The following is a 17,699-nucleotide window of genomic DNA, read 5'->3' as shown; positions in this document are numbered from 1 at the left end:
CAGCCGTTCACCCCCGCCATCGAGACCCTGCGCGGCCTGCTGCTCGGCACCGGGATCGGCCACAACGGATGGCTCGCGCTCGCCTGGTGCGTGGCGCTGGCGGCCCTCGGCTACGTCTGGTCCAAGTCCCTGTTCGACCGCGACCCGAAGTAGGCGGGCTACGCTCCGCCCATGGAGCAGGAGCACCCCCTCGTCCGTGATGTCTTCCCGGACCTCGTCGCAGAGCTGATCGCCCTCCTGGAGAGCGAAGGAGAGCGTGAACTGGCCGGCCGTGCATGGGATCTTCGGCTGGTCGACGAGTGCGACTGCGACGACGACTCCTGTCAGAGCCTGCGGACCGCACCCCATCCGCCGGGTCAGCCGTACGGCCCGGGCCACCGATGCGTGCCGCTCTCCCCCACGCACGGCATGCTCTGCCTGGACGTCGTGGACGACCGGATCGTGTTCGTCGAAGCGCTCGGCCGGCCGCCGATGCCCCGCCGGCCGGCCGATCTCGTTTGAACCAGGCTTCGGCCAACAAAAGAAAACAGCTCTCACGGTTTTCGCCCACGCCCCATACAGTGCCCGAGGACCGAAACGGGGAGGGGACATGGCCAAGGGGGTCAAGGCTGCCGTCATAGGCGGGGTGTTCGCCGTGATGGTGGGTGGGGCCGGGTACGGGGCGTACAACTTGATGTCCGCGCTGAACGGCGGCGGGGCGACGGGTGCGGGCGGTGGCCCGGCACCGGCGCGGTCCGGGCCGCCGAGTGCGCGGGAGGTCGAGGAGACGGCGGCGAAGTTCTTCGCGGCCTGGGAGAAGGGGCGGGCCGGGCAGGCGGCGTCGTACACGAACAACGACGCGGCGGCCGAGCCGCTCCTCACGTCGTACGGCGAGAACGCGCACATCACCCGCGTACGGATCACGCCGGGTGCGGCGAAGGGTGACACCGTGCCCTTCACGGTCGAGGCGAAGGTGTCCTACGGCGGGAAGTCCAAGGAGCTCGGCTACAAGAGCGAGCTCACCGTCGTCCGCGGCCTCACCACCGGACGGGCCCTGGTCGACTGGCGGCCGGCCGTGGTCCACCCCCGGTTGAAGACGGGCGACACCCTTGTCACCGGCGAGGCCGCGAGCCCGCCGATCGAGGCCGTCGACCGGGACGGCACGGTACTGACGAAGGAGAAGTACCCCTCGCTCGGCCCGGTCCTCGACACCCTGCGCGACCGGTACGGCGACAAGGCCGGCGGCGAGCCCGGCATCGAGCTGTCCATACGTCACGCCGAAGAGTCACCAGAGTCACCGGACACCTCGCTGCTGACCCTCGCCGAGGGCAGGAAAGGCAGGTTGGAGACGACGCTCAGCGCGAGCGTGCAGGAGGCGGCCGAGAAGGCCGTGAAGCGGTATCCCGAGTCCTCCGTGGTGGCCCTGAAGCCGAGCACCGGCGAGGTCCTCGCCGTGGCGAACCACCGCGAGGACGCCTTCAACGCGGCCTTCGAGGGCCGGGTCGCCCCCGGCTCCACGATGAAGATCATCACCGCGGCGATGCTCATCGACAACGGTGTGACCTCCATGAACGGCCCGGCCCCCTGCCCGCCCACCGCCACCTGGCAGAGCCAGACCTTCAAGAACCTCACGGGCCTGGCACCCGACGAGAGCGCCAACGCCACCCTCGCCCAGGCTTTCGCGCGCTCCTGCAACACCGCCTTCATCAAGCTCGTCGACGAGAAACCGCTCACGGACGCCTCGCTGACGGCGGAGGCCGAGGAGCGCTTCGGGCTGCGCGGCGACGACTGGAAGACCGGCATCACCTCCTTCGACGGCAGCGTCCCCGCCGCCGGCGGCCCGGACCGCGCGGCCGGCGCCATCGGTCAGGGCCAGGTCCAGATGAACCCGCTGAACATGGCGTCGGTGACGGCCACCGCCATCACCGGCCGGTTCCGGCAGCCGTATATCGTCCCGCCCACGCTCGACGACCGGCGACTCGCCACCGCCGAGGGGCTCAGGGCGAGCACCGCGGCCCAGCTGAAGCAGATGATGCGGCTGACCGCGACCTCCCCGCAGGGCACCGCCGTGCGGGCCATGTCCGGGCTGAGCGGGGACATCGGCGCCAAGACCGGTTCCGCCGAGGTCGACGGGAAGGCCGGCTCCGACAGCTGGTTCACCGGCTTCCGCGATGATGTGGCAGCCGCGGCCATGTCCCAGCAGGGCGGCCACGGCGGCGACGCGGCGGGCCCGATTGTCGCAGCCGTGCTACGAGCGTCCGGCTGAAGTCATCCCCCGCGGCACGGGACTCTAGTGTGGTCGTCGTCGTTATGCGTGAGGGCAGCGGGGCTGCGGGGGCCCCTGGGATGTGGCGAGGGAACGGAAAGCAGTGGGCAACAGAAGGCGCGTCGCCGAGCGAAGGAAGACGAACCCCGCCGTGCTCGGCGGGATGATCGCCGTGGTCGTCGGCGGCGCCGGCTTCGGGGTCTACGCCCTGTACGGCGGCGGAGCGGCGGCCGACAGCCGTACGACGGATTCCTCGTCCGCCGACACGAGGGTGAAGAAGGTGAAGACCGGGCCGCTGTCGGCCAAGGAGGTCACCACCGCCGCCGGGACCTTCCTCACCGCCTGGCAGAAGGGCGAGGTGACCGAAGCCGCCGCCGCCACGGACGACACCGCGGCTGCCAAGGCCCTGCTGGCCGGCTATGCCAAGCACGCCCGTATCAAGGACGTCACCCTCACCGCGGGCAACCGCACCGGCGCCAAGGTCCCCTTCTCGGTGAAGGGGACGGTGTCGTACAAGGGCACCGAGAAGCCGGTGAGGTACGACAGTGCGCTGACCGTCGTCCGGCGGGCCGAGGACGGCGAGCCGCTCGTCGAGTGGCACTCGGCGATCGTCCACCCGGACATGAAGGACGGCGACCGGCTCGTCACCGGCGAGTCCGGCACCCCGCCGGTCAAGGCCCTGGACCGGGACGGCGGCGAGCTGACCGAGGACGAGTACCCGTCGCTGGGCTCCCTCCTGGACGGGCTGCGCGAGAGGTACGGCAAGAAGGCCGGCGGCAGGGCGGGCATCGAGCTCCAGGTTGTCCGCGGCGAGGCGGCCAAGAAGGCCGAGCTGTCCGACAAGACCCTGGTGGAGCTCAGCAAGGGCACACCGGGCACCGTGAAGACGACGCTGAGCCCGGCGCTCCAGGCGGCTGCGGAGAAGCAGGTCGCCACGAGGACGAAGGCGTCGGTGGCCGTGGTGCGTCCGTCGACCGGCGAGATCCTGGCGGTGGCGAACTCCTCGCACGGCTTCAACACCGCCATCCAGGGCTCGCTGGCGCCCGGCTCCACGATGAAGGTCATCACCTCGTCGCTGCTGCTGGAGAAGAACCTCGCGTCGGCGGAGAAGGCGCACCCCTGCCCGAAGTACTTCACCTACGGGCACTGGAAGTTCCAGAACGACGACAAGTTCGACATCAAGGGCGGTACGTTCAAGGCGAGCTTCGCCCGCTCCTGCAACACCGCCTTCATCAGCCAGGCCCCCGAGCTGGACGACGACAGCCTGACCAAGCAGGCCCAGCAGGTCTTCGGCCTCTCCCTGAACAACTGGTCCGTCGGCGTCCCGACCTTCGACGGCTCGGTCCCGGTCCAGTCGCAGGCGCAGATGGCGGCCTCGCTGATCGGCCAGGGCGGGGTGCGGATGAACCCGCTGAACATGGCGTCGGTCTCGGCGACGGTCAAGGCGGGCACCTTCAAGCAGCCGTACCTGGTCTCCCCGGAGTTCGACGGCCGGGAGCTGGCGACGGCCTCACGCACGATGTCGGCGTCCACGCTCTCCCAGCTGCGCGAGCTGATGTCCTACACGGCGGCCTACGGCACGGCGGCGGAGGCGATGGCCGGGGTCAGCGGTGATGTCGGGGCGAAGACCGGCTCGGCGGAGGTCGACGGCCAGAAGAAGCCGAACGGCTGGTTCACCGCGTACCGGGGCGATCTCGCCGCGGCGGGCGTGGTCCAGGCGGCCGGCCACGGCGGTGAGACGGCGGGGCCGATCGTCGCGGCGCTGCTGAAGCAGGGCGGCTGAGAGCTCGGCGCCCCGCTCTGAAGGTCAGTGCGGCACGGGCGCGGTGGCCAGATACGTCCGCCGCAGAAAGCGCATCAGCGCCTTCGTCTCGAACTGGACCACGGAGACACCCTGCTCCGTGTGGATCTCCACGACGGCCTGCACGCGCCCGCACGGCCAGACCCGTATCTCGCCGCTGCCCGCGGGGGCACGCAGCCCCTGTTCCAGCAGGGAGCGCGAGAACGTGTACTCATGGGCCTCGCGCCCGGGCAGCCGGACCCTTACCGAGGGCGGGTCGCTGTCGGGGTCATAGCGCAGGACGACCGGTACGGCGTCCTGCTCTTCGAGCAGAATGTCCGCGTCCGTAACGATATGGGCTCGCGCGTACTGTTCGACTACAGACATCGGACGGCCCTCTCACACTGCGTGACCTATGCGAAATCCCTGCATCCGCTCCCCCTCCAATGTCGCATATCTTTCGGAAAGCGCTCCCTGAAGCCGTCGTATCTCACATGTGCGATACACGAGCTCCTCGCTCTTGCAAGCCGTTCGCATCAAGCCACTATCATCGAACGGTGCACGTACCTGACGGATTCATAGACGCCCCGACCTCGGTCGCGACCGGAGTGGTCGCCGCCGCCGCGGTCGCCGTGAGCCTGCGCGGCGCGCGCCGCGAACTCGACGAGCGGACGGCGCCGCTGGCCGGTTTGGTGGCGGCCTTCATCTTCGCCGTGCAGATGCTGAACTTCCCGGTCGCGGCCGGGACCAGCGGGCATCTGCTGGGCGGCGCCCTGGCAGCGATACTCGTCGGCCCCTACACCGGCGCATTGTGCATATCGGTCGTCCTGCTGATGCAGGGCATCCTCTTCGCGGACGGCGGCCTCACCGCGCTCGGTGTGAACATCACCAACATGGCGGTCGTCGGTGTCGTCGTCGCCTACGTCGTCTTCCGCGGCCTGGTGAAGGTCCTGCCGAGGACCAGGCGCTCGATCACCGCCGCGTCGTTCGTCGCCGCGCTGGTGTCGGTGCCGGCCGCGGCCCTCGCGTTCACGCTCATGTTCTGGATCGGCGGCACCACCGACGTCCCGATCGGCAAGGTCGCCGCCGCCATGGGCGGTGTCCACGTCCTGATCGGTATCGGCGAGGCCGTGATCACCGCGCTGACGGTCGGTGCCGTCGTCGCCGTACGGCCGGATCTCGTCCATGGCGCCCGTGATCTGCGGCAGCCGCTGAAGCTGCGGGTCGGTGACGAGCTCGTCGACGCCCCCGCTCCCGAGGCCGCCCAGCCGGCCGCACCCCGGACCTCCCGCCGCACCCTGTGGATCGGCGGCCTGGTCACCTCGCTCGTCCTCGCCGGGTTCGTCAGCTTCTACGCCTCCGCCAGCCCCGACGGTCTGGAGAGGGTCGCCGAGGACAAGGGCTTCGCGGAGTCCGCCGAGGACCACGCGAACGCGGACTCGCCGCTCGCCGACTACGGCGTCAAGGACGTCGACAACGTCCGGCTGTCCGGCGGCCTCGCCGGTGTGATCGGCGTCGGCGCCACGGTCGTCGCGGGCACCGGCGTCTTCTGGGCGGTGCGCCGGCGCCGTACGGACGAGAACGCCGACACCTCGGCCACGAACGCCGGCGTCTGACCATGGGTGCGGGGCACGCGCACAAGCTCTACCGGCACGGGCACTCGCCCGTGCACGCGCTGCCCGCGCACACCAAGCTCGCGGCCGCGTTCGCCTTCGTGCTGGTCGTCGTGTCGACGCCGCGGGAGGCGATGTGGGCGTTCGGCGGCTACGCCGTACTGCTCACGGCCGTCGCCTGCGTCGCGCGTGTGCCCGCCGGTTTCCTGCTCAAACGGCTGCTGATCGAGGTGCCGTTCGTCGCGTTCGCGGTGCTGATGCCGTTCGTGGCGGAGGGCGAGCAGGTCGAGGTGCTGGGCATGTCGCTGAGCGTCAACGGGCTGTGGGGCGCCTGGAACGTGCTCGCCAAGGGCACTCTGGGCGTCGCCGCCTCCGTCCTGCTCGCCGCCACGACCGAGCTGCGCGAACTGCTCCTCGGCCTCCAGCGGTTGAGGCTGCCGCCGCTGCTCGTGCAGATCGCGTCCTTCATGATCCGCTACGGCGATGTCATCACCGACGAGATGCGCCGGATGCGCATCGCGCGGGAGTCGCGCGGCTTCGAGGCGAGGGGCGTGCGGCACTGGGGCGTGCTCGCGAAGACGGCGGGCGCGCTGTTCATCCGCTCCTACGAACGCGGCGAGCGCGTGCATCTGGCCATGGTCAGCCGCGGATACGCCGGTTCGATGCCGGTGATCGACGAGGTGACCGCGTCCCGGGCGCAGTGGTCGTACGCCCTCGCGCTTCCCTGCGCCGCCCTCGTCGTCTGTCTGCTGGGATGGTCACTGTGACAGAACCGATCCCCTCGCTGGAAGTGACCGGCCTCGCCTTCGCCTACCCGGACGGCCACCAGGCCCTGTTCGGCGTGGACTTCTCCATCGGGCGCGGCGAACGGGTCGCGCTGCTCGGCCCGAACGGCGCCGGCAAGACGACCCTCGTCCTCCACCTCAACGGCATCCTGACCGGCGGCACGGGCACGGTGAAGGTCGCCGGGCTGCCCGTCGGCAGGCAGCACATGGCCGAGATCCGGCGGCGGGTCGGCATCGTGTTCCAGGACCCGGACGACCAGCTGTTCATGCCGACGGTCCGCGAGGACGTCGCCTTCGGGCCCGCGGCGGCCGGGCTGAAGGGCGCGGAGCTTCAGGAGCGCGTGGACCGGGCGCTCGCGCGGGTCGGCATGGCGGAGTTCAAGGACCGTCCGCCGCACCATCTCTCCTTCGGGCAGCGGCGCCGGGTCGCGGTGGCGACCGTGCTGGCGATGGAGCCGGAGATCCTGGTCCTGGACGAACCGTCCTCCAACCTCGACCCCGCCTCCCGTCGCGAACTGGCCGACATCCTGCGCTCGCTGGACGTCACCGTCCTGATGGTCACGCACGACCTGCCGTATGCCCTGGAGCTGTGTCCGCGCTCGCTGATCCTGAGCGAGGGCGCGATCGCGGCGGACGGCAGGACCGGTGAACTCCTCGCGGACCAGGAGCTGATGAGCGCCCACCGGCTGGAGCTGCCCTTCGGCTTCGACCCGCGCTCCGTGACGATGAGGGCGTGACGCATCAAGAGGACGCGGGCTCGCCGCTCCTGGACGAACAGCTCTGCTTCGCGCTGTACGCCGCGCGGCGCGTGGCCCTGACCGGGCGCGGGAGGAGCTGCGGGAGCGTGCGGGGTGCGTCCCGGGTGCCCGACCACACACCCTGAGCTGGGTTACCCCCGGTTGCTACCCCCTGGTAACAGCCACTCCGTACCGGCCAGTACCTTGTGCACGATGTACTTGTGCACGTCTTTTCTGGCGGAGGGCCAACCATGACCGACGAGGGCACCACCGCCGTCGACACCCGGCCGACGAAGATCATGTATGTCGCCGAGGCCACCGCGCACGGCGGCCGGGACGGCCATGTCACCAGTCAGGACGGCGAGATCGCGCTGAAGGTGGCGATGCCGCCGGAGCTGGGCGGCGACGGCAACGGCACCAACCCCGAGCAGCTGTTCGCCGCCGGCTACAGCTCCTGCTTCCACAACGCCCTGATCCTGGTCGGCCACCGCGAGGGCTACGACCTCACCGGCTCCACGGTCGCCGCGAAGGTCGGCATCGGCCCCAACAAGCACCGCGGCTACGGCCTCGCCGTCGCCCTCAGCGTCTCCCTGCCGGTGCTGGACGCGCAGCTCGCCGCCGAGCTGGTGGACGCCGCGCACGAGATCTGCCCGTACTCCAACGCCACCCGCGGCAACATCGACGTCACGATCCTGCTCGGCTAGGGCCCTAGACCTGCCGAGACGTTGGCCACACATCGGAATCGCAGGCGTCACCCCCATGTTGGACTGACTGTCGCAGGCGTAGCAGGCGCGAGACGGTCAGTCGCAGAGGGAGCACGGGCGTGGACGTGAACGGCACAGTGGCCGGCGGCTTCGAGCCGGTCAGGGAGGCGTTCGTACGGAACTTCGCCACGCTCGGCGAGCGGGGCGCCGCCGTCACCGTGTACCGGGACGGGCACAAGGTCGTCGACCTGTGGGCCGGCACGAAGGACGTCGACGGCACCCAGCCCTGGCAGCGGGGCACCGCGCAGGTCGTGCGCTCGGCGACCAAGGGGGTCGCCGCCGCCGTACCCCTGATCCTGCATCAGCGCGGGGAGCTGGACCTGGACGCGCCGGTCGGTGCGTACTGGCCCGAGTTCAAGGCGCACGGCAAGGAACGGCTGCTGGTGCGGCACGTGCTGAACCACCGCGCCGGGCTCCCGGTGCTCGACCGGCCGCTCACGCCCGAGGAGGCGCTCGACCCGCACCGCGGCCCCGCGGCGGTGGCCGCGCAGGAACCGGCGTGGCAGCCGGGCACCGATCACGGCTATCACGCGCTGACGTACGGCTGGCTGCTGGACGAGCTGGTACGACGGGTGACGGGTCGCTGGGCCGGCGAGTGGCTCGCGACGGAGATCGCCGGTCCGCTGGGCGCCGACCTGTGGCTCGGGCTGCCCCAGGCACAGGCGGACCGGGTGGGCCGTAGCGGCCGGGTCGAGGGGCCGGAGCCCACGGGCGGGCTGCGTGCGCGACCGAAGCGTTCGGTCACCGAGGCCTACCAGGACCCGGACTCCCTCACCCGCCGCGCGTTCGCCGCGATCACCCCCTTCCCCGACCAGAACGACCCCGCCTACCGGGCCGCGGCCCTCCCCGCGACGAACGGCATCGCGACGGCCGACGGGCTGGCCCGCGTCTACGCGGCGCTGATCGGCGAGGTCGACGGCGTACGGCTCTTCGACCCGGCGACGGTGGAACTGGCCCGCGCCGAGGAGTCGTCGGGGCCGGACCGCGTGTTGGTCGTGGGCACCCGCTTCGGCCTCGGCTACATGCTCCACGGCACCGCGTCCCCGCTGCTCGGCCCGGGCTCCTTCGGCCACCCCGGCCGCGGCGGCGCCCTCGGCTTCGCCGACCCGGAGACGGGTATCGCGTTCGGCTATGTGACGAACGGCTTCCGCAAGACGGTGACGGCGGACCCGAGGGCACAGGCGCTGGTACGGGCGGTGCGGGCCTCGCTGGAGAGCTAGGGCCCCGCGACGCCGGCATGATTCAGACGACAGGCCCTGGGTCGTGTCCGCTCACGCTGTTCCCGGAACGGTCCCGGGCTGTTGCCGGGCCGCCGGTTCACACGTGGATCGGGTGCGAGGTGCGGCCGGACGCCGCGTCGATCTCACTGTGCGCCTTGGTGAGCATCTGCATCGCCAGCTCGTTCAGTGCGCGGGCCCCGGCGATCTCCTCGCCGACCCGCGGCTGATTGGAGTCCGTGTGGTGCCGGGTGGCGTGCCCGTGGGCGCGTACCTCGGTGCCGTCGGGGAGCCGTACCATCGCGACCGCCCGGGTGTGCTGGTCGTCCTCCAGGAACTCCAGCTCGACATGCCATCCCACTGTGGTGTGCATCATGACGATCACCTCCGGAAGACCTGCTTCCAGGGTGCGCCTCGGACGGGCCGCAGACTAGTCGGGCTCCGCGAACTCTTCGGGCCGGGGCGCCGGTCCGGACCGCCTGGTGCGGGCGGGGGCGCTCAAGTCCCGCACCCGGCCGGCCAGCAGGGCGACCCGGTCGCCGGCCTCGGCCACCAGGTCGGTGCGCATCCGGCGCTGGTGGCGCAGCCCGAGTTCCATGGTCGCCAGCGCCAGGGCGGCGGCGACGAGGACCACGCCCGCCAGCGTGCCGTGGACCCGGGGCGCGCCCTTGCCGGCCGCCTCGAAGGCGAGGCCGGACGCCACGGCGAGCGCCGTGATCAGGGCCAGCCCCACGACATGGCCGCCGAACAGCCAGGGGTGGTCCTGGCGCAGCCACACCACCCGTGAGCGCCCGGCCTCGGCCGCCAGCCGCCCGAGCGCAGCCCGCATGTCCCGCAGCTCCCACTCCGCCTTCTCCCGCTGCTCGCGCGTCAGCGGCGCCCGCGACTCGGCCAGCCGCAGCTCCAGCCGCGCGACGGCGCGCCGCAGCACGGGCCGGCTCACCGGGCTCGGCAGCCCCTGCGGCCAGCGGGCCCACAGGTCGGCGTCGCGCCGCTGGAGCCGGATGTGGGTGGCGGCCGTGTGCGCGACGGCGAGACCCATGACCAGCAGCAGGGACAGCGACGCCCACGCCCCGCCGTCGCCCCACAGGTGCAGGGCCCCGAACACGCCGACGAGCACCAGCCCCAGGGCCATCGGCCAGGTCTGACGGACGTACGTCAGGTGCTTGACCGAGTGCAGGTCGCGTTCCCAGCCGTCGAGGGGGCGGCGGAGCAGCAGTCGGGTGGCGGCGAGCGCGATCGGCGGCGCGCACAGCAGCAGGCAGCCGCCGAGCGCGGCCTGGAGCGTCCACGGCAGGCCGTCCCGCCGTACCCAGCCGTCGTCCTGGGGCAGCGCGGGGACCGCGAGCAGTACCGCGCAGGCGAGCAGGGCGGTGAGCGCGCCCGGCCACTGTCCCGGCCGGGGTGCGGGCGGGGGCGGCGGGACAGGCCGCCAGGTCCGGGATACGTCCGTCTCCAGCACGGCGATCAGCGCCGCGAGGTCGGCCTCGTACCGTGCCGTGCGCAGGAACTGGGCGTTGCGGTGGGCCAGGTCCCGTACCGGGTACGGAAGTTGGTCCGGTCGCGGCGGGGCGGCGCCGTCCAGCAGCAGGGGGATGACGGACTTGCCGGAGTGCAGGGCCTGGTCGATCTCCCGGCGAACCCAGTCGCCCTCGTCGTCCAGCCGCCGCCCGCCCGAGGCGCCCCGCGTGTCCGCCCAGCCCGTGTGCACGACGACGAGCAGCACCTCGCAGTCCGCCACCCGTTCCCGCAGCGTGTCCGGGTAGCGCTGCCCCGGCACGATGGAGGCCACGTCCCGGAAGACCTGGTCCGCCCCGAAGTGGCGTTCGAGCCGGTCGTACAGTTCCCGCACGACGTCTTCGTGATCGCCCCTGCGGTAGTTGATGAAGATGCCGCCCACGCCGCACACCCTAGAGCGACAGGGAGCACCCATGGACGCCGGTCGACAGCCTTGCGTCTTCTGCGAGATCGCCGCCGGCACCGGCAGCGCACGGATGGTGTACGAGGACGCGCACACCCTCGCCTTCTTCCCCCTGGCCCCCGCGACCCGCGGGCACACCCTGGTCGTGCCGCGCGCCCACTCCACGGATCTGTGGGCGATGGACGAGACGGCGGTTCAGCATCTCTTCCGTACCGTGCTGGTGGTGGGCAACGCCCTGCGCGCGGTCCTCGGGCCCGACGGCATGAACGTCATCAACTCCGCGGGCGAGGTGGCCTCGCAGTCCGTCTTCCACACCCATGTGCATCTCGTGCCGCGCCAGCCCGGAGACGCGATGGGCCCCATCTGGCCGCCGAAGGGCGACGCCCGCCGGGACAGGGACGACGCCGCGAAGGACGCGCTCGCCGCCCGTCTGGCGGCCGAGCTCACAGGGCGATGACCAGGAGCGTGAGATCGGCGAGCAGCAGCGGCGAATAGAACAGCAGCAGCGTCGGCGTCACCCAGACCTCCGGCCACGGCATCCGCGTCAGATAGGGCGCCACGTTCATGGACAGCATCTCGACCGTGCTGTCGGGGCGCCGGGCGTCGTCGTAGAGCCGGCGAAAGGCCCGCTCCTGGCGCAGGAAGAAGCAGTCCAGGTACCAGAAGCAGCACAGCGGCACCGCGCCCACGACGGACAGCTGCCAGCTCAGCCGGCTGGCCGACAGCGCGAGCAGACCGGCGGCCAGGGTCAGCGCCCAGCCCTTGACGAGGAAGGAGTTGGTGCCCAGCCGCGTGATCGTCGCCTGGATGAACTCCAGATGCTTGATCCGATCCGCGTGCAGCGGCTCCCTGCCGCCGACCCCCGCGTCCGGCCCCTCGCTCAGCGCAGTCAATGGCCCGCCCCCTCGGTGGACTTCCGCTGGTCCGAGCGTAGTGGCTGCGCCCGCACGGCCTCCATCACTCTCCCCCACGGCCGTCGGCGCGCTCGCTCACCGCACAAAGACGGCAACTCGGGATCAGTGAGACTCGGCACACTCCCTGCGATGACCGCCTTCGCCCTGCTTCCATGGAGATGTCGCGTTCCACGGAGATGTCGCGCGCCGGACCTGGCCCAGCCGCCACCGCCACCTCCCTCGCCAACCACACCCGGGCCGCATAGAGGACATGCGCTGCTGTTTCTCCGCCCACCTGCCCGCTCTCGCAGCCCTCTCGGCCTTGCCCGGGCCCTGCGAGGTGCTGCGCTCGGGCGCGCGTCTGGCCCCCGCCCTGCTGCGGTCGGCCTCCGCCGCCGTGCAGCGCGTGCGCTCCCACCACCCCGACGACCTGACCGCCGTGAACCTGGAGCTGGTCACCCTGGCCGAGGACCGCGCGGTCGTCACCTGGTACACCGGCATCCCGGGGACCAACGACGGTTTCGGCCACCCCCTGCCCGCGCTCACCGAGGGCGAGGTCGTCTACGGAACCCACCCCGCGCGGCTCGACCGGGTCGCCGCCGAGGGTGTGCGCACAGCTCACCACCAGGTCGAGCTCACGGACCTGGAGCCCGGGCAGACGTACTACTACCAGGCCCGCTCGCGCGGCACGACCGCCACGCCGACCCCGCTGCACCTGGTGCGCGGCAACGCGGTCGGCACCTCGACGTTCGGATTCGGCACGAGCGGCGGGCCGTACTCCTTCACCACGCCGCAGCCCCCGCCCGGCCGGCATCTGCTGTCGGTCGCGCTCTGCAACGACCTGCACCTCGGCGAGACCACGGCGGGCCTGGTGGGCGGGCTGCCCCTGCTGCGCGGGGTGGCGCAGCAGCCGGGGCGGGCGCCGTATCCGGAGATCATGAGCCGGGCGCTGGTCGAGGAGGCCCGGCGGCGCGGGGCCGACCTGCTGCTGGCGGGCGGCGACATCTCGGCCGGCGGCGCGGCCCATGACCTGGGCGAGGCCCGGCGGATCCTGGACGGGTTCGGCACGCACGGGCGGGACTACTTCGTCGTACGCGGCAACCACGACCGTTCCCGGGAGAACTCCTTCCAGGCGGCGTTCCCGGGGAGCGAGGACGGGCCGGGCGGCGGTGACGGGACCGGATACTTCGCCCGTGACCTCGGCGGGCTGCGGATCATCGGCCTCGACACCTACGCCAAGAGCGGCAACGGCGCCGACGCCGGCGGGCTCGGGCCCGAGCAACTGTCCTGGTTCCGGGCGCGGTTGAAGCAGGCTCCGGACCAGCCGACGCTGGTGTTCGGCCACCATCCGCTGACCGTGCGGGACTCGGTCTTCCCGGTGACCCGCGGCCAGTGCCTGGAGCGGCGCCAGGCCCGCGCGATGCTCGACGCCTACGCACAGGCCCCCGGTGTCTTCCTGCACCACGCGGGCCACACCCACCGCAACAAGCGCACGGTGCTGTCGCGGGCCCCGCACGTCACCCAGCAGGAAGTCGCCGCCGCCAAGGACTACCCGGGCGGCTTCACCCTGCTGCGCATCCACTCCGGCGGCTACGCCCTCAACCACTACAAGGCGGACGCCCCGGCGGCCCGCCAGTGGAACGAACGCAGCCGCCGCGTCGCCGCCGGCCTGTGGCCCCACCACGCCCTGGGCCGCTCGGTCGGCGACCGCAACAGCATGACCGAGCACGACCTGTCGGGCATCACCGGACGGCACTGACCAGCCCTCCGGCACGCGGCGACTCTCCCCGAGGGCTCCCGAGGCGTCGGGGAGCTGCCAGGGGCTACCCGGCGTGCAGCATCAGCCCGATCCCTATGACCAGCAGTCCCGCCGCCGCGATGCGGGCTGCGCCGAAGCGTTCCTTGAAGAACACCGCGCCGATCGCCGCTCCCACGATGATGGACGACTCCCGCAGCGCGGCGATCGGGGCGAGTTCGGCCTTGGTCTGGGCCCACAGGACCAGGCTGTAGGCGGCGACCGAGAGCGCGGCGCCGAGCAGGCCGAGGGCGGCGAAGGGGCGGAGCGCGGCCATCGTCCGGCCGCGCAGGCGCCAGACGGCGTAGGCGGGGATGACGAGGCCCTCGACCAGCATCAGCCAGGCGATGTAGCCGAGCGGCGATCCGGAGGCCCGTACGCCGAGGCCGTCGAGGACGGTGTACGTCGCGATGCTCAGGCCGGTGGCCAGCGCCGCGCCGATCGCCGCCCAGTCGGGCCGGTGCCCGCGCAGCCCCCACAGGGCGACGCCGGTGAGCCCCGCGCAGGAGACGGCGATGCCGGCCGCCGCCCATCCGTCCGGCACTTCGTGCGCGACGACGGCGGCGAGTACGGCGACCACGAGCGGCGCGGTGCCGCGCGCGATGGGGTAGGCCTGCCCGAAGTCGCCGAGCCGGAAGGACTTCATCAGCAGCGTGTAGTACACGACGTGGACGACGCCGGAGGCGATGAGGTACGGCCAGGCCTCGGCCGCCGGGAACGCGGCGAAGGGCGCGAGGGCCGCGCCGATCAGCGTCCCGCCGCCGGCGATGAGCGTGAACCCGACGAGCTTGTCGGTGATCTTGTGGGCGATCGCGTTCCAGCTCGCGTGGGTGACGGCCGCCAGCAGGACGGCGGTGGTGACGAGCGGGGTCACGAAGTCTGCTCGCGCACATCCACGAGGGTGCCGCCCGCGTGCGCGACGAGCGCCTCGGGCTCCATGGGGAAGACGGTGTGCGGGGTGCCGGCGGCGGCCCACACCACGTCGTGCTCCAGCAGTGACCGGTCGGCGAGCACCCGGGTCCGCGTACGGTGCCCGAAGGGCGGCACGCCCCCGATGGCGTATCCGGTGGTCTCCCGTACGACGTCCGCCTTGGCCCGGGTGACCTTCTCGGCGCCGAGCTCCTGCCGCACCCGCTCGACGTCGACCCGCGAGGCGCCGTCCATCAGCACCAGCACCGGCACCCCGTCGGCGGCGAAGATCAGGGACTTGCAGATCTGGCTGAGCTCGCAGCCGATCGCGGCGGCGGCTTCGGCCGCGGTACGGGTCGCGTCCGGGAAGCGCCGGATCCGGCCGTGCAGGTCACCGAGGCCCAGCTCGTCGAGGGCTTCGGCGAAGAGGGGGTGGGCTGCGCGGTCGCCGGTTCCGTCGTGGCTGTCGGTCGTCGTCATGGCACGGCACGCTAGCGGTGCGTGTACGGCACACGCGAACTGGTTTCGGCCGGAGTCCGGATGCCGGGACGGGGGTGGTGGTGATCCGGAAGGGAGAGCCCGCTGATCGTGAAAAGGGCCGGTGAGGGTCTCGTACCCGCAAAGGCTCAAACGCCGGTTCGGGTCCCGTACCCGCGAAGGCTCAACGGGCGTTAGTAGGGCCTCGTACGCGCGAGGCTCAAAACGGCCGGTGAAGGGCCCCGTTCCCACGGAAGCCCTCACCGGCCGGCCCACCTCACGGGAGGCGGATCACACTCGTGTCAGTGCGCGGTCCTCGTCGGGGTCCGCGTCCTTCTTCGACTCGGCCGCCGTGCGCAGGCCCTCGCCCTCCACGTCCACATTGGGCAGGGCGCGGTCCAGCCACTTCGGCAGCCACCAGGCCCGCCTGCCGAGCAGGGCCAGCACGGCCGGGACGATGGCCATCCGGACGATGAAGGCGTCGAAGAACACCGCGATCGCCAGCCCGAAGCCGATCATCTTGACCATGGACTCGCTGGAGCCGATGAATCCGGCGAACACCGCCATCATGATCACCGCGGCGGCCGTGACCACCCGGGCCCCGTGCCGGAAGCCGGTGACCACCGCCTGGCTCGGCTTCTCGCCGTGGACGTACGCCTCGCGCATCCGCGTCACGAGGAACACCTCGTAGTCCATCGCCAGGCCGAAGACCACGCCGACCATGAAGATCGGCATCATCGACATGACCGGACCGGTCTCCTCCACGCCCATGAGGCCCGAGAGCCAGCCCCACTGGAAGACCGCGACCACCGCGCCGAGCGCCGCCATCACGCTCAGCAGGAAGCCGAGGGCCGCCTTCAGCGGGACCAGGATCGAGCGGAAGACCAGGATCAGCAGCAGGAACGCGAGACCGACGACCAGGGCCAGATACGGCAGCAGCGCGTCGTTCAGCTTCTGAGAGACGTCGATGTTCATCGCCGTCGAGCCGGTGACCAGCACGGTCGCGTCCGTGTCGGCCTTCACCTGCGCGCCCTTGTCACGGATGGCGTGCACGAGGTCCTCCGTCGTCACGGAGGAGGGCTTGGCGTCCGGGATCACGGTGATCGTGGCCGTGTCGCCCGCCTTGTTGGGCGTCGCCGGCGTCACCGTCACGACGTTGTCGATGCCCTTGATGTCATCGCCGACCGTCTTGAACACGGCGCCGGCGTCGTCGCTGCCCTGTGCGTCGACCACGACCATCAGCGGGCCGTTGAAGCCGGGGCCGAAGCCCTCGGAAAGCAGGTCGTAGGCGCGGCGCTGGGTGGTGGACGTCGGCTGCGAGCCGTCGTCGGGCAGGCCCAGCTCCAGCGAGGCCGCGGGGACCGCGGCGGCGCCGAGGCCGATGACGCCGAGCAGCAGCACGGCGATCGGGCGGCGCACGACGAAGCTCGCCCAGCGCGTGCCCATGTTCGGCTTGGCGGCGTTGGAGGCCGCCTTCTTCTCGGCCCGGCCGCCGCCCATCCACCGGGCCTTGCGCCCGGCGGGCCGCACCTTGCGCCCGGCGTAGCCGAGCAGCGCCGGGACCATCGTCAGGGCGATGAGCACCGCGATGACCACGGTGCCGGCCGCGGCGACACCCATCTTCGTCAGCATCGGGATGTTGACGACGGAGAGTCCGACCAGCGCGATCACCACGGTCAGGCCCGCGAAGACCACCGCCGAACCGGCGGTGCCGACGGCCCGGCCGGCGGCCTCCTCGCGTTCACGGCCCTCGGCGAGTTCCGCGCGGTAGCGGGAGACGATGAACAGGGCGTAGTCGATGCCGACCGCGAGGCCGATCATCATCGCCAGCGTCGAGGTGGTGGAGCCCAGCTCCAGCGCGCTCGCCAGGGCGGTGATCGTCGAGATGCCGATGCCGACGCCGATCAGGGCGGTCAGCAGCGGGAGCCCGGCCGCGATCAGGGAGCCGAAGGTGATGACGAGGACGACCGCGGCGACCGCGATGCCGATGATCTCCGAGGCGCCGGTGTGCGGCACCGACTGGAGTGCGTCACCGCCGACCTCCACGGTCAGCCCGGCGTCCCGCGCCTCCTGCGCGGCGTGCTCCAGGGCGTCCCGGGAGGAGTCCTGAAGCTCCATGCCGGAGACGTCGTACCGGACCGAGGCGTACGCGATCGTGCCGTCCCGGCTGACCGCCTTCGCGGTGTACGGGTCGGCCACGGAGGCCACCTCGGAGCCGTCGGACAGCTCCTTGACGGTGTCCTCGACGGTCGCCTTGTTGCCGGCGTCCGTCATCTTCTGACCGTCCGGCGCCTTGAAGACGACGCGGGCGGTGGCGCCGTCGGCACTCATGCCGGGGAAGCGCTGCTCCAGCAGGTCGAAGGCCTTCTGCGCCTCGGTGCCGGGGATCGAGAAGGAGGTGGAGCCCGCGGTGGGGGCGCTGGCCGCGCCGACACCGGCGAGGGTGAGCAGCGCCACCCATATGAGGGCGACGAAATGCCGTCGCCTGAAGGCGAGCCGGCCGAGTTTGTAGAGAAACGTGGCCACTGAAGGCGTCTCCCGGTCAGGTCGTGGGTCGGTACGT

18 protein-coding genes and 1 pseudogene are annotated in these 17,699 nt (G+C 71.8%); 12 read left to right on the top strand and 7 right to left on the bottom strand.

Annotated features, from left to right (window positions below):
• The 4 genes and pseudogenes from ACHBTE_RS31200 to ACHBTE_RS31185 all read left to right on the top strand — a co-directional run.
• Positions 1-153: pseudogene (locus ACHBTE_RS31200) on the top strand (ABC transporter permease); the annotation flags it as partial.
• An 18-nt stretch (positions 154-171) separates the two neighbouring features.
• On the top strand, positions 172-501 hold the full coding sequence (locus ACHBTE_RS31195) for a hypothetical protein (protein ID WP_394728241.1): 330 nt from the start codon (positions 172-174) through the stop codon (positions 499-501).
• A gap of 88 nt (positions 502-589) precedes the next feature.
• Positions 590-2,245 (top strand): penicillin-binding transpeptidase domain-containing protein, encoded by a 1,656-nt coding sequence (locus ACHBTE_RS31190; protein ID WP_394728239.1) that lies wholly within the window; start codon positions 590-592, stop codon positions 2,243-2,245.
• Between the two features lie 103 nt (positions 2,246-2,348).
• Positions 2,349-4,028: a penicillin-binding transpeptidase domain-containing protein gene (locus ACHBTE_RS31185; protein ID WP_394728236.1), complete on the top strand. Its 1,680-nt coding sequence runs from the start codon at positions 2,349-2,351 to the stop codon at positions 4,026-4,028.
• A gap of 24 nt (positions 4,029-4,052) precedes the next feature.
• On the opposite strand, the gene ACHBTE_RS31180 is transcribed toward ACHBTE_RS31185, so the two are convergent.
• The gene (locus ACHBTE_RS31180) at positions 4,053-4,412 is read right to left on the bottom strand and encodes an SsgA family sporulation/cell division regulator (protein WP_394728234.1); all 360 of its coding nucleotides are present in this window, start codon (positions 4,410-4,412) and stop codon (positions 4,053-4,055) included.
• 170 nt (positions 4,413-4,582) lie between these two features.
• Between ACHBTE_RS31180 and ACHBTE_RS31175 the strand changes: the two genes are divergently transcribed.
• From ACHBTE_RS31175 to ACHBTE_RS31150, 6 genes are all read left to right on the top strand, one after another.
• Positions 4,583-5,641, top strand: a complete 1,059-nt coding sequence (locus ACHBTE_RS31175; RefSeq protein ID WP_394728232.1) for an energy-coupling factor ABC transporter permease — start codon at positions 4,583-4,585, stop codon at positions 5,639-5,641.
• Between the two features lie 2 nt (positions 5,642-5,643).
• Positions 5,644-6,405, top strand: a complete 762-nt coding sequence (gene cbiQ / locus ACHBTE_RS31170; protein ID WP_394728230.1) for a cobalt ECF transporter T component CbiQ — start codon at positions 5,644-5,646, stop codon at positions 6,403-6,405.
• On the top strand, positions 6,393-7,160 hold the full coding sequence (locus tag ACHBTE_RS31165; protein ID WP_394728228.1) for an energy-coupling factor ABC transporter ATP-binding protein: 768 nt from the start codon (positions 6,393-6,395) through the stop codon (positions 7,158-7,160). The genes cbiQ and ACHBTE_RS31165 overlap by 13 nt, the downstream gene beginning before the upstream one ends.
• Positions 7,157-7,306, top strand: coding sequence for a hypothetical protein (locus ACHBTE_RS31160; protein WP_394728226.1), 150 nt, complete (start codon positions 7,157-7,159; stop codon positions 7,304-7,306). The genes ACHBTE_RS31165 and ACHBTE_RS31160 overlap by 4 nt, the downstream gene beginning before the upstream one ends.
• A gap of 105 nt (positions 7,307-7,411) precedes the next feature.
• Positions 7,412-7,864: an organic hydroperoxide resistance protein gene (locus tag ACHBTE_RS31155; RefSeq protein WP_394728224.1), complete on the top strand. Its 453-nt coding sequence runs from the start codon at positions 7,412-7,414 to the stop codon at positions 7,862-7,864.
• A gap of 119 nt (positions 7,865-7,983) precedes the next feature.
• Entirely contained in the window at positions 7,984-9,144 is a 1,161-nt protein-coding gene (locus tag ACHBTE_RS31150) for a serine hydrolase domain-containing protein (protein WP_394728222.1), read from the top strand.
• Between the two features lie 97 nt (positions 9,145-9,241).
• On the opposite strand, the gene ACHBTE_RS31145 is transcribed toward ACHBTE_RS31150, so the two are convergent.
• Positions 9,242-9,517: a DUF1876 domain-containing protein gene (locus ACHBTE_RS31145; protein WP_394728220.1), complete on the bottom strand. Its 276-nt coding sequence runs from the start codon at positions 9,515-9,517 to the stop codon at positions 9,242-9,244.
• 54 nt (positions 9,518-9,571) lie between these two features.
• Entirely contained in the window at positions 9,572-11,041 is a 1,470-nt protein-coding gene (locus ACHBTE_RS31140; protein WP_394728218.1) for a TIR domain-containing protein, read from the bottom strand.
• Between the two features lie 31 nt (positions 11,042-11,072).
• Here ACHBTE_RS31140 and ACHBTE_RS31135 point away from each other — a divergent pair, with 31 nt between their 5' ends.
• Entirely contained in the window at positions 11,073-11,519 is a 447-nt protein-coding gene (locus tag ACHBTE_RS31135) for an HIT family protein (RefSeq protein ID WP_394728216.1), read from the top strand.
• On the opposite strand, the gene ACHBTE_RS31130 is transcribed toward ACHBTE_RS31135, so the two are convergent.
• Positions 11,506-11,955: a hypothetical protein gene (locus ACHBTE_RS31130; RefSeq protein WP_394728214.1), complete on the bottom strand. Its 450-nt coding sequence runs from the start codon at positions 11,953-11,955 to the stop codon at positions 11,506-11,508. The two genes, ACHBTE_RS31135 and ACHBTE_RS31130, sit on opposite strands and share 14 nt — an antisense overlap.
• 271 nt (positions 11,956-12,226) lie before the next feature.
• Between ACHBTE_RS31130 and ACHBTE_RS31125 the strand changes: the two genes are divergently transcribed.
• Positions 12,227-13,714 carry a metallophosphoesterase gene (locus tag ACHBTE_RS31125; RefSeq protein WP_394728212.1) on the top strand — a complete coding sequence of 496 codons (1,488 nt, stop codon included), beginning with the start codon at positions 12,227-12,229 and terminating at the stop codon, positions 13,712-13,714.
• Positions 13,715-13,778: 64 nt separating this feature from the next.
• On the opposite strand, the gene ACHBTE_RS31120 is transcribed toward ACHBTE_RS31125, so the two are convergent.
• From ACHBTE_RS31120 to ACHBTE_RS31110, 3 genes are all read right to left on the bottom strand, one after another.
• Complete coding sequence (locus tag ACHBTE_RS31120; protein ID WP_394728210.1) at positions 13,779-14,624, bottom strand: EamA family transporter; 846 nt, start codon at positions 14,622-14,624, stop codon at positions 13,779-13,781.
• On the bottom strand, positions 14,621-15,139 hold the full coding sequence (locus ACHBTE_RS31115; protein ID WP_394728208.1) for a YbaK/EbsC family protein: 519 nt from the start codon (positions 15,137-15,139) through the stop codon (positions 14,621-14,623). The genes ACHBTE_RS31120 and ACHBTE_RS31115 overlap by 4 nt, the downstream gene beginning before the upstream one ends.
• 288 nt (positions 15,140-15,427) lie before the next feature.
• On the bottom strand, positions 15,428-17,662 hold the full coding sequence (locus ACHBTE_RS31110; RefSeq protein WP_394728206.1) for an MMPL family transporter: 2,235 nt from the start codon (positions 17,660-17,662) through the stop codon (positions 15,428-15,430).
• Positions 17,663-17,699: the final 37 nt, after the last annotated feature.

Origin of the sequence: Streptomyces sp. M41, from assembly GCF_043673425.1 — a bacterium.
Taxonomy (GTDB): Bacteria; Actinomycetota; Actinomycetes; order Streptomycetales; family Streptomycetaceae; genus Streptomyces.
Note: the sequence above shows the minus strand (reverse complement) of the source record. Positions and strands in the feature narration are given on the sequence as shown.

Bases quoted from the DNA above. Each gene is read 5' to 3' on its own strand.
- ACHBTE_RS31195 (WP_394728241.1), top strand. From the start codon at position 172: ATGGAGCAGGAGCACCCCCTCGTCCGTGATGTCTTCCCGGACCTCGTC.
- ACHBTE_RS31155 (WP_394728224.1), top strand. From the start codon at position 7,412: ATGACCGACGAGGGCACCACCGCCGTCGACACCCGGCCGACGAAGATC.
- ACHBTE_RS31115 (WP_394728208.1), bottom strand. From the start codon at position 15,139: ATGACGACGACCGACAGCCACGACGGAACCGGCGACCGCGCAGCCCAC.
- ACHBTE_RS31180 (WP_394728234.1), bottom strand. From the start codon at position 4,412: ATGTCTGTAGTCGAACAGTACGCGCGAGCCCATATCGTTACGGACGCG.
- ACHBTE_RS31125 (WP_394728212.1), top strand. From the start codon at position 12,227: ATGCGCTGCTGTTTCTCCGCCCACCTGCCCGCTCTCGCAGCCCTCTCG.
- ACHBTE_RS31135 (WP_394728216.1), top strand. From the start codon at position 11,073: ATGGACGCCGGTCGACAGCCTTGCGTCTTCTGCGAGATCGCCGCCGGC.
- ACHBTE_RS31190 (WP_394728239.1), top strand. From the start codon at position 590: ATGGCCAAGGGGGTCAAGGCTGCCGTCATAGGCGGGGTGTTCGCCGTG.
- ACHBTE_RS31145 (WP_394728220.1), bottom strand. From the start codon at position 9,517: ATGATGCACACCACAGTGGGATGGCATGTCGAGCTGGAGTTCCTGGAG.
- ACHBTE_RS31165 (WP_394728228.1), top strand. From the start codon at position 6,393: ATGGTCACTGTGACAGAACCGATCCCCTCGCTGGAAGTGACCGGCCTC.
- cbiQ (WP_394728230.1), top strand. From the start codon at position 5,644: ATGGGTGCGGGGCACGCGCACAAGCTCTACCGGCACGGGCACTCGCCC.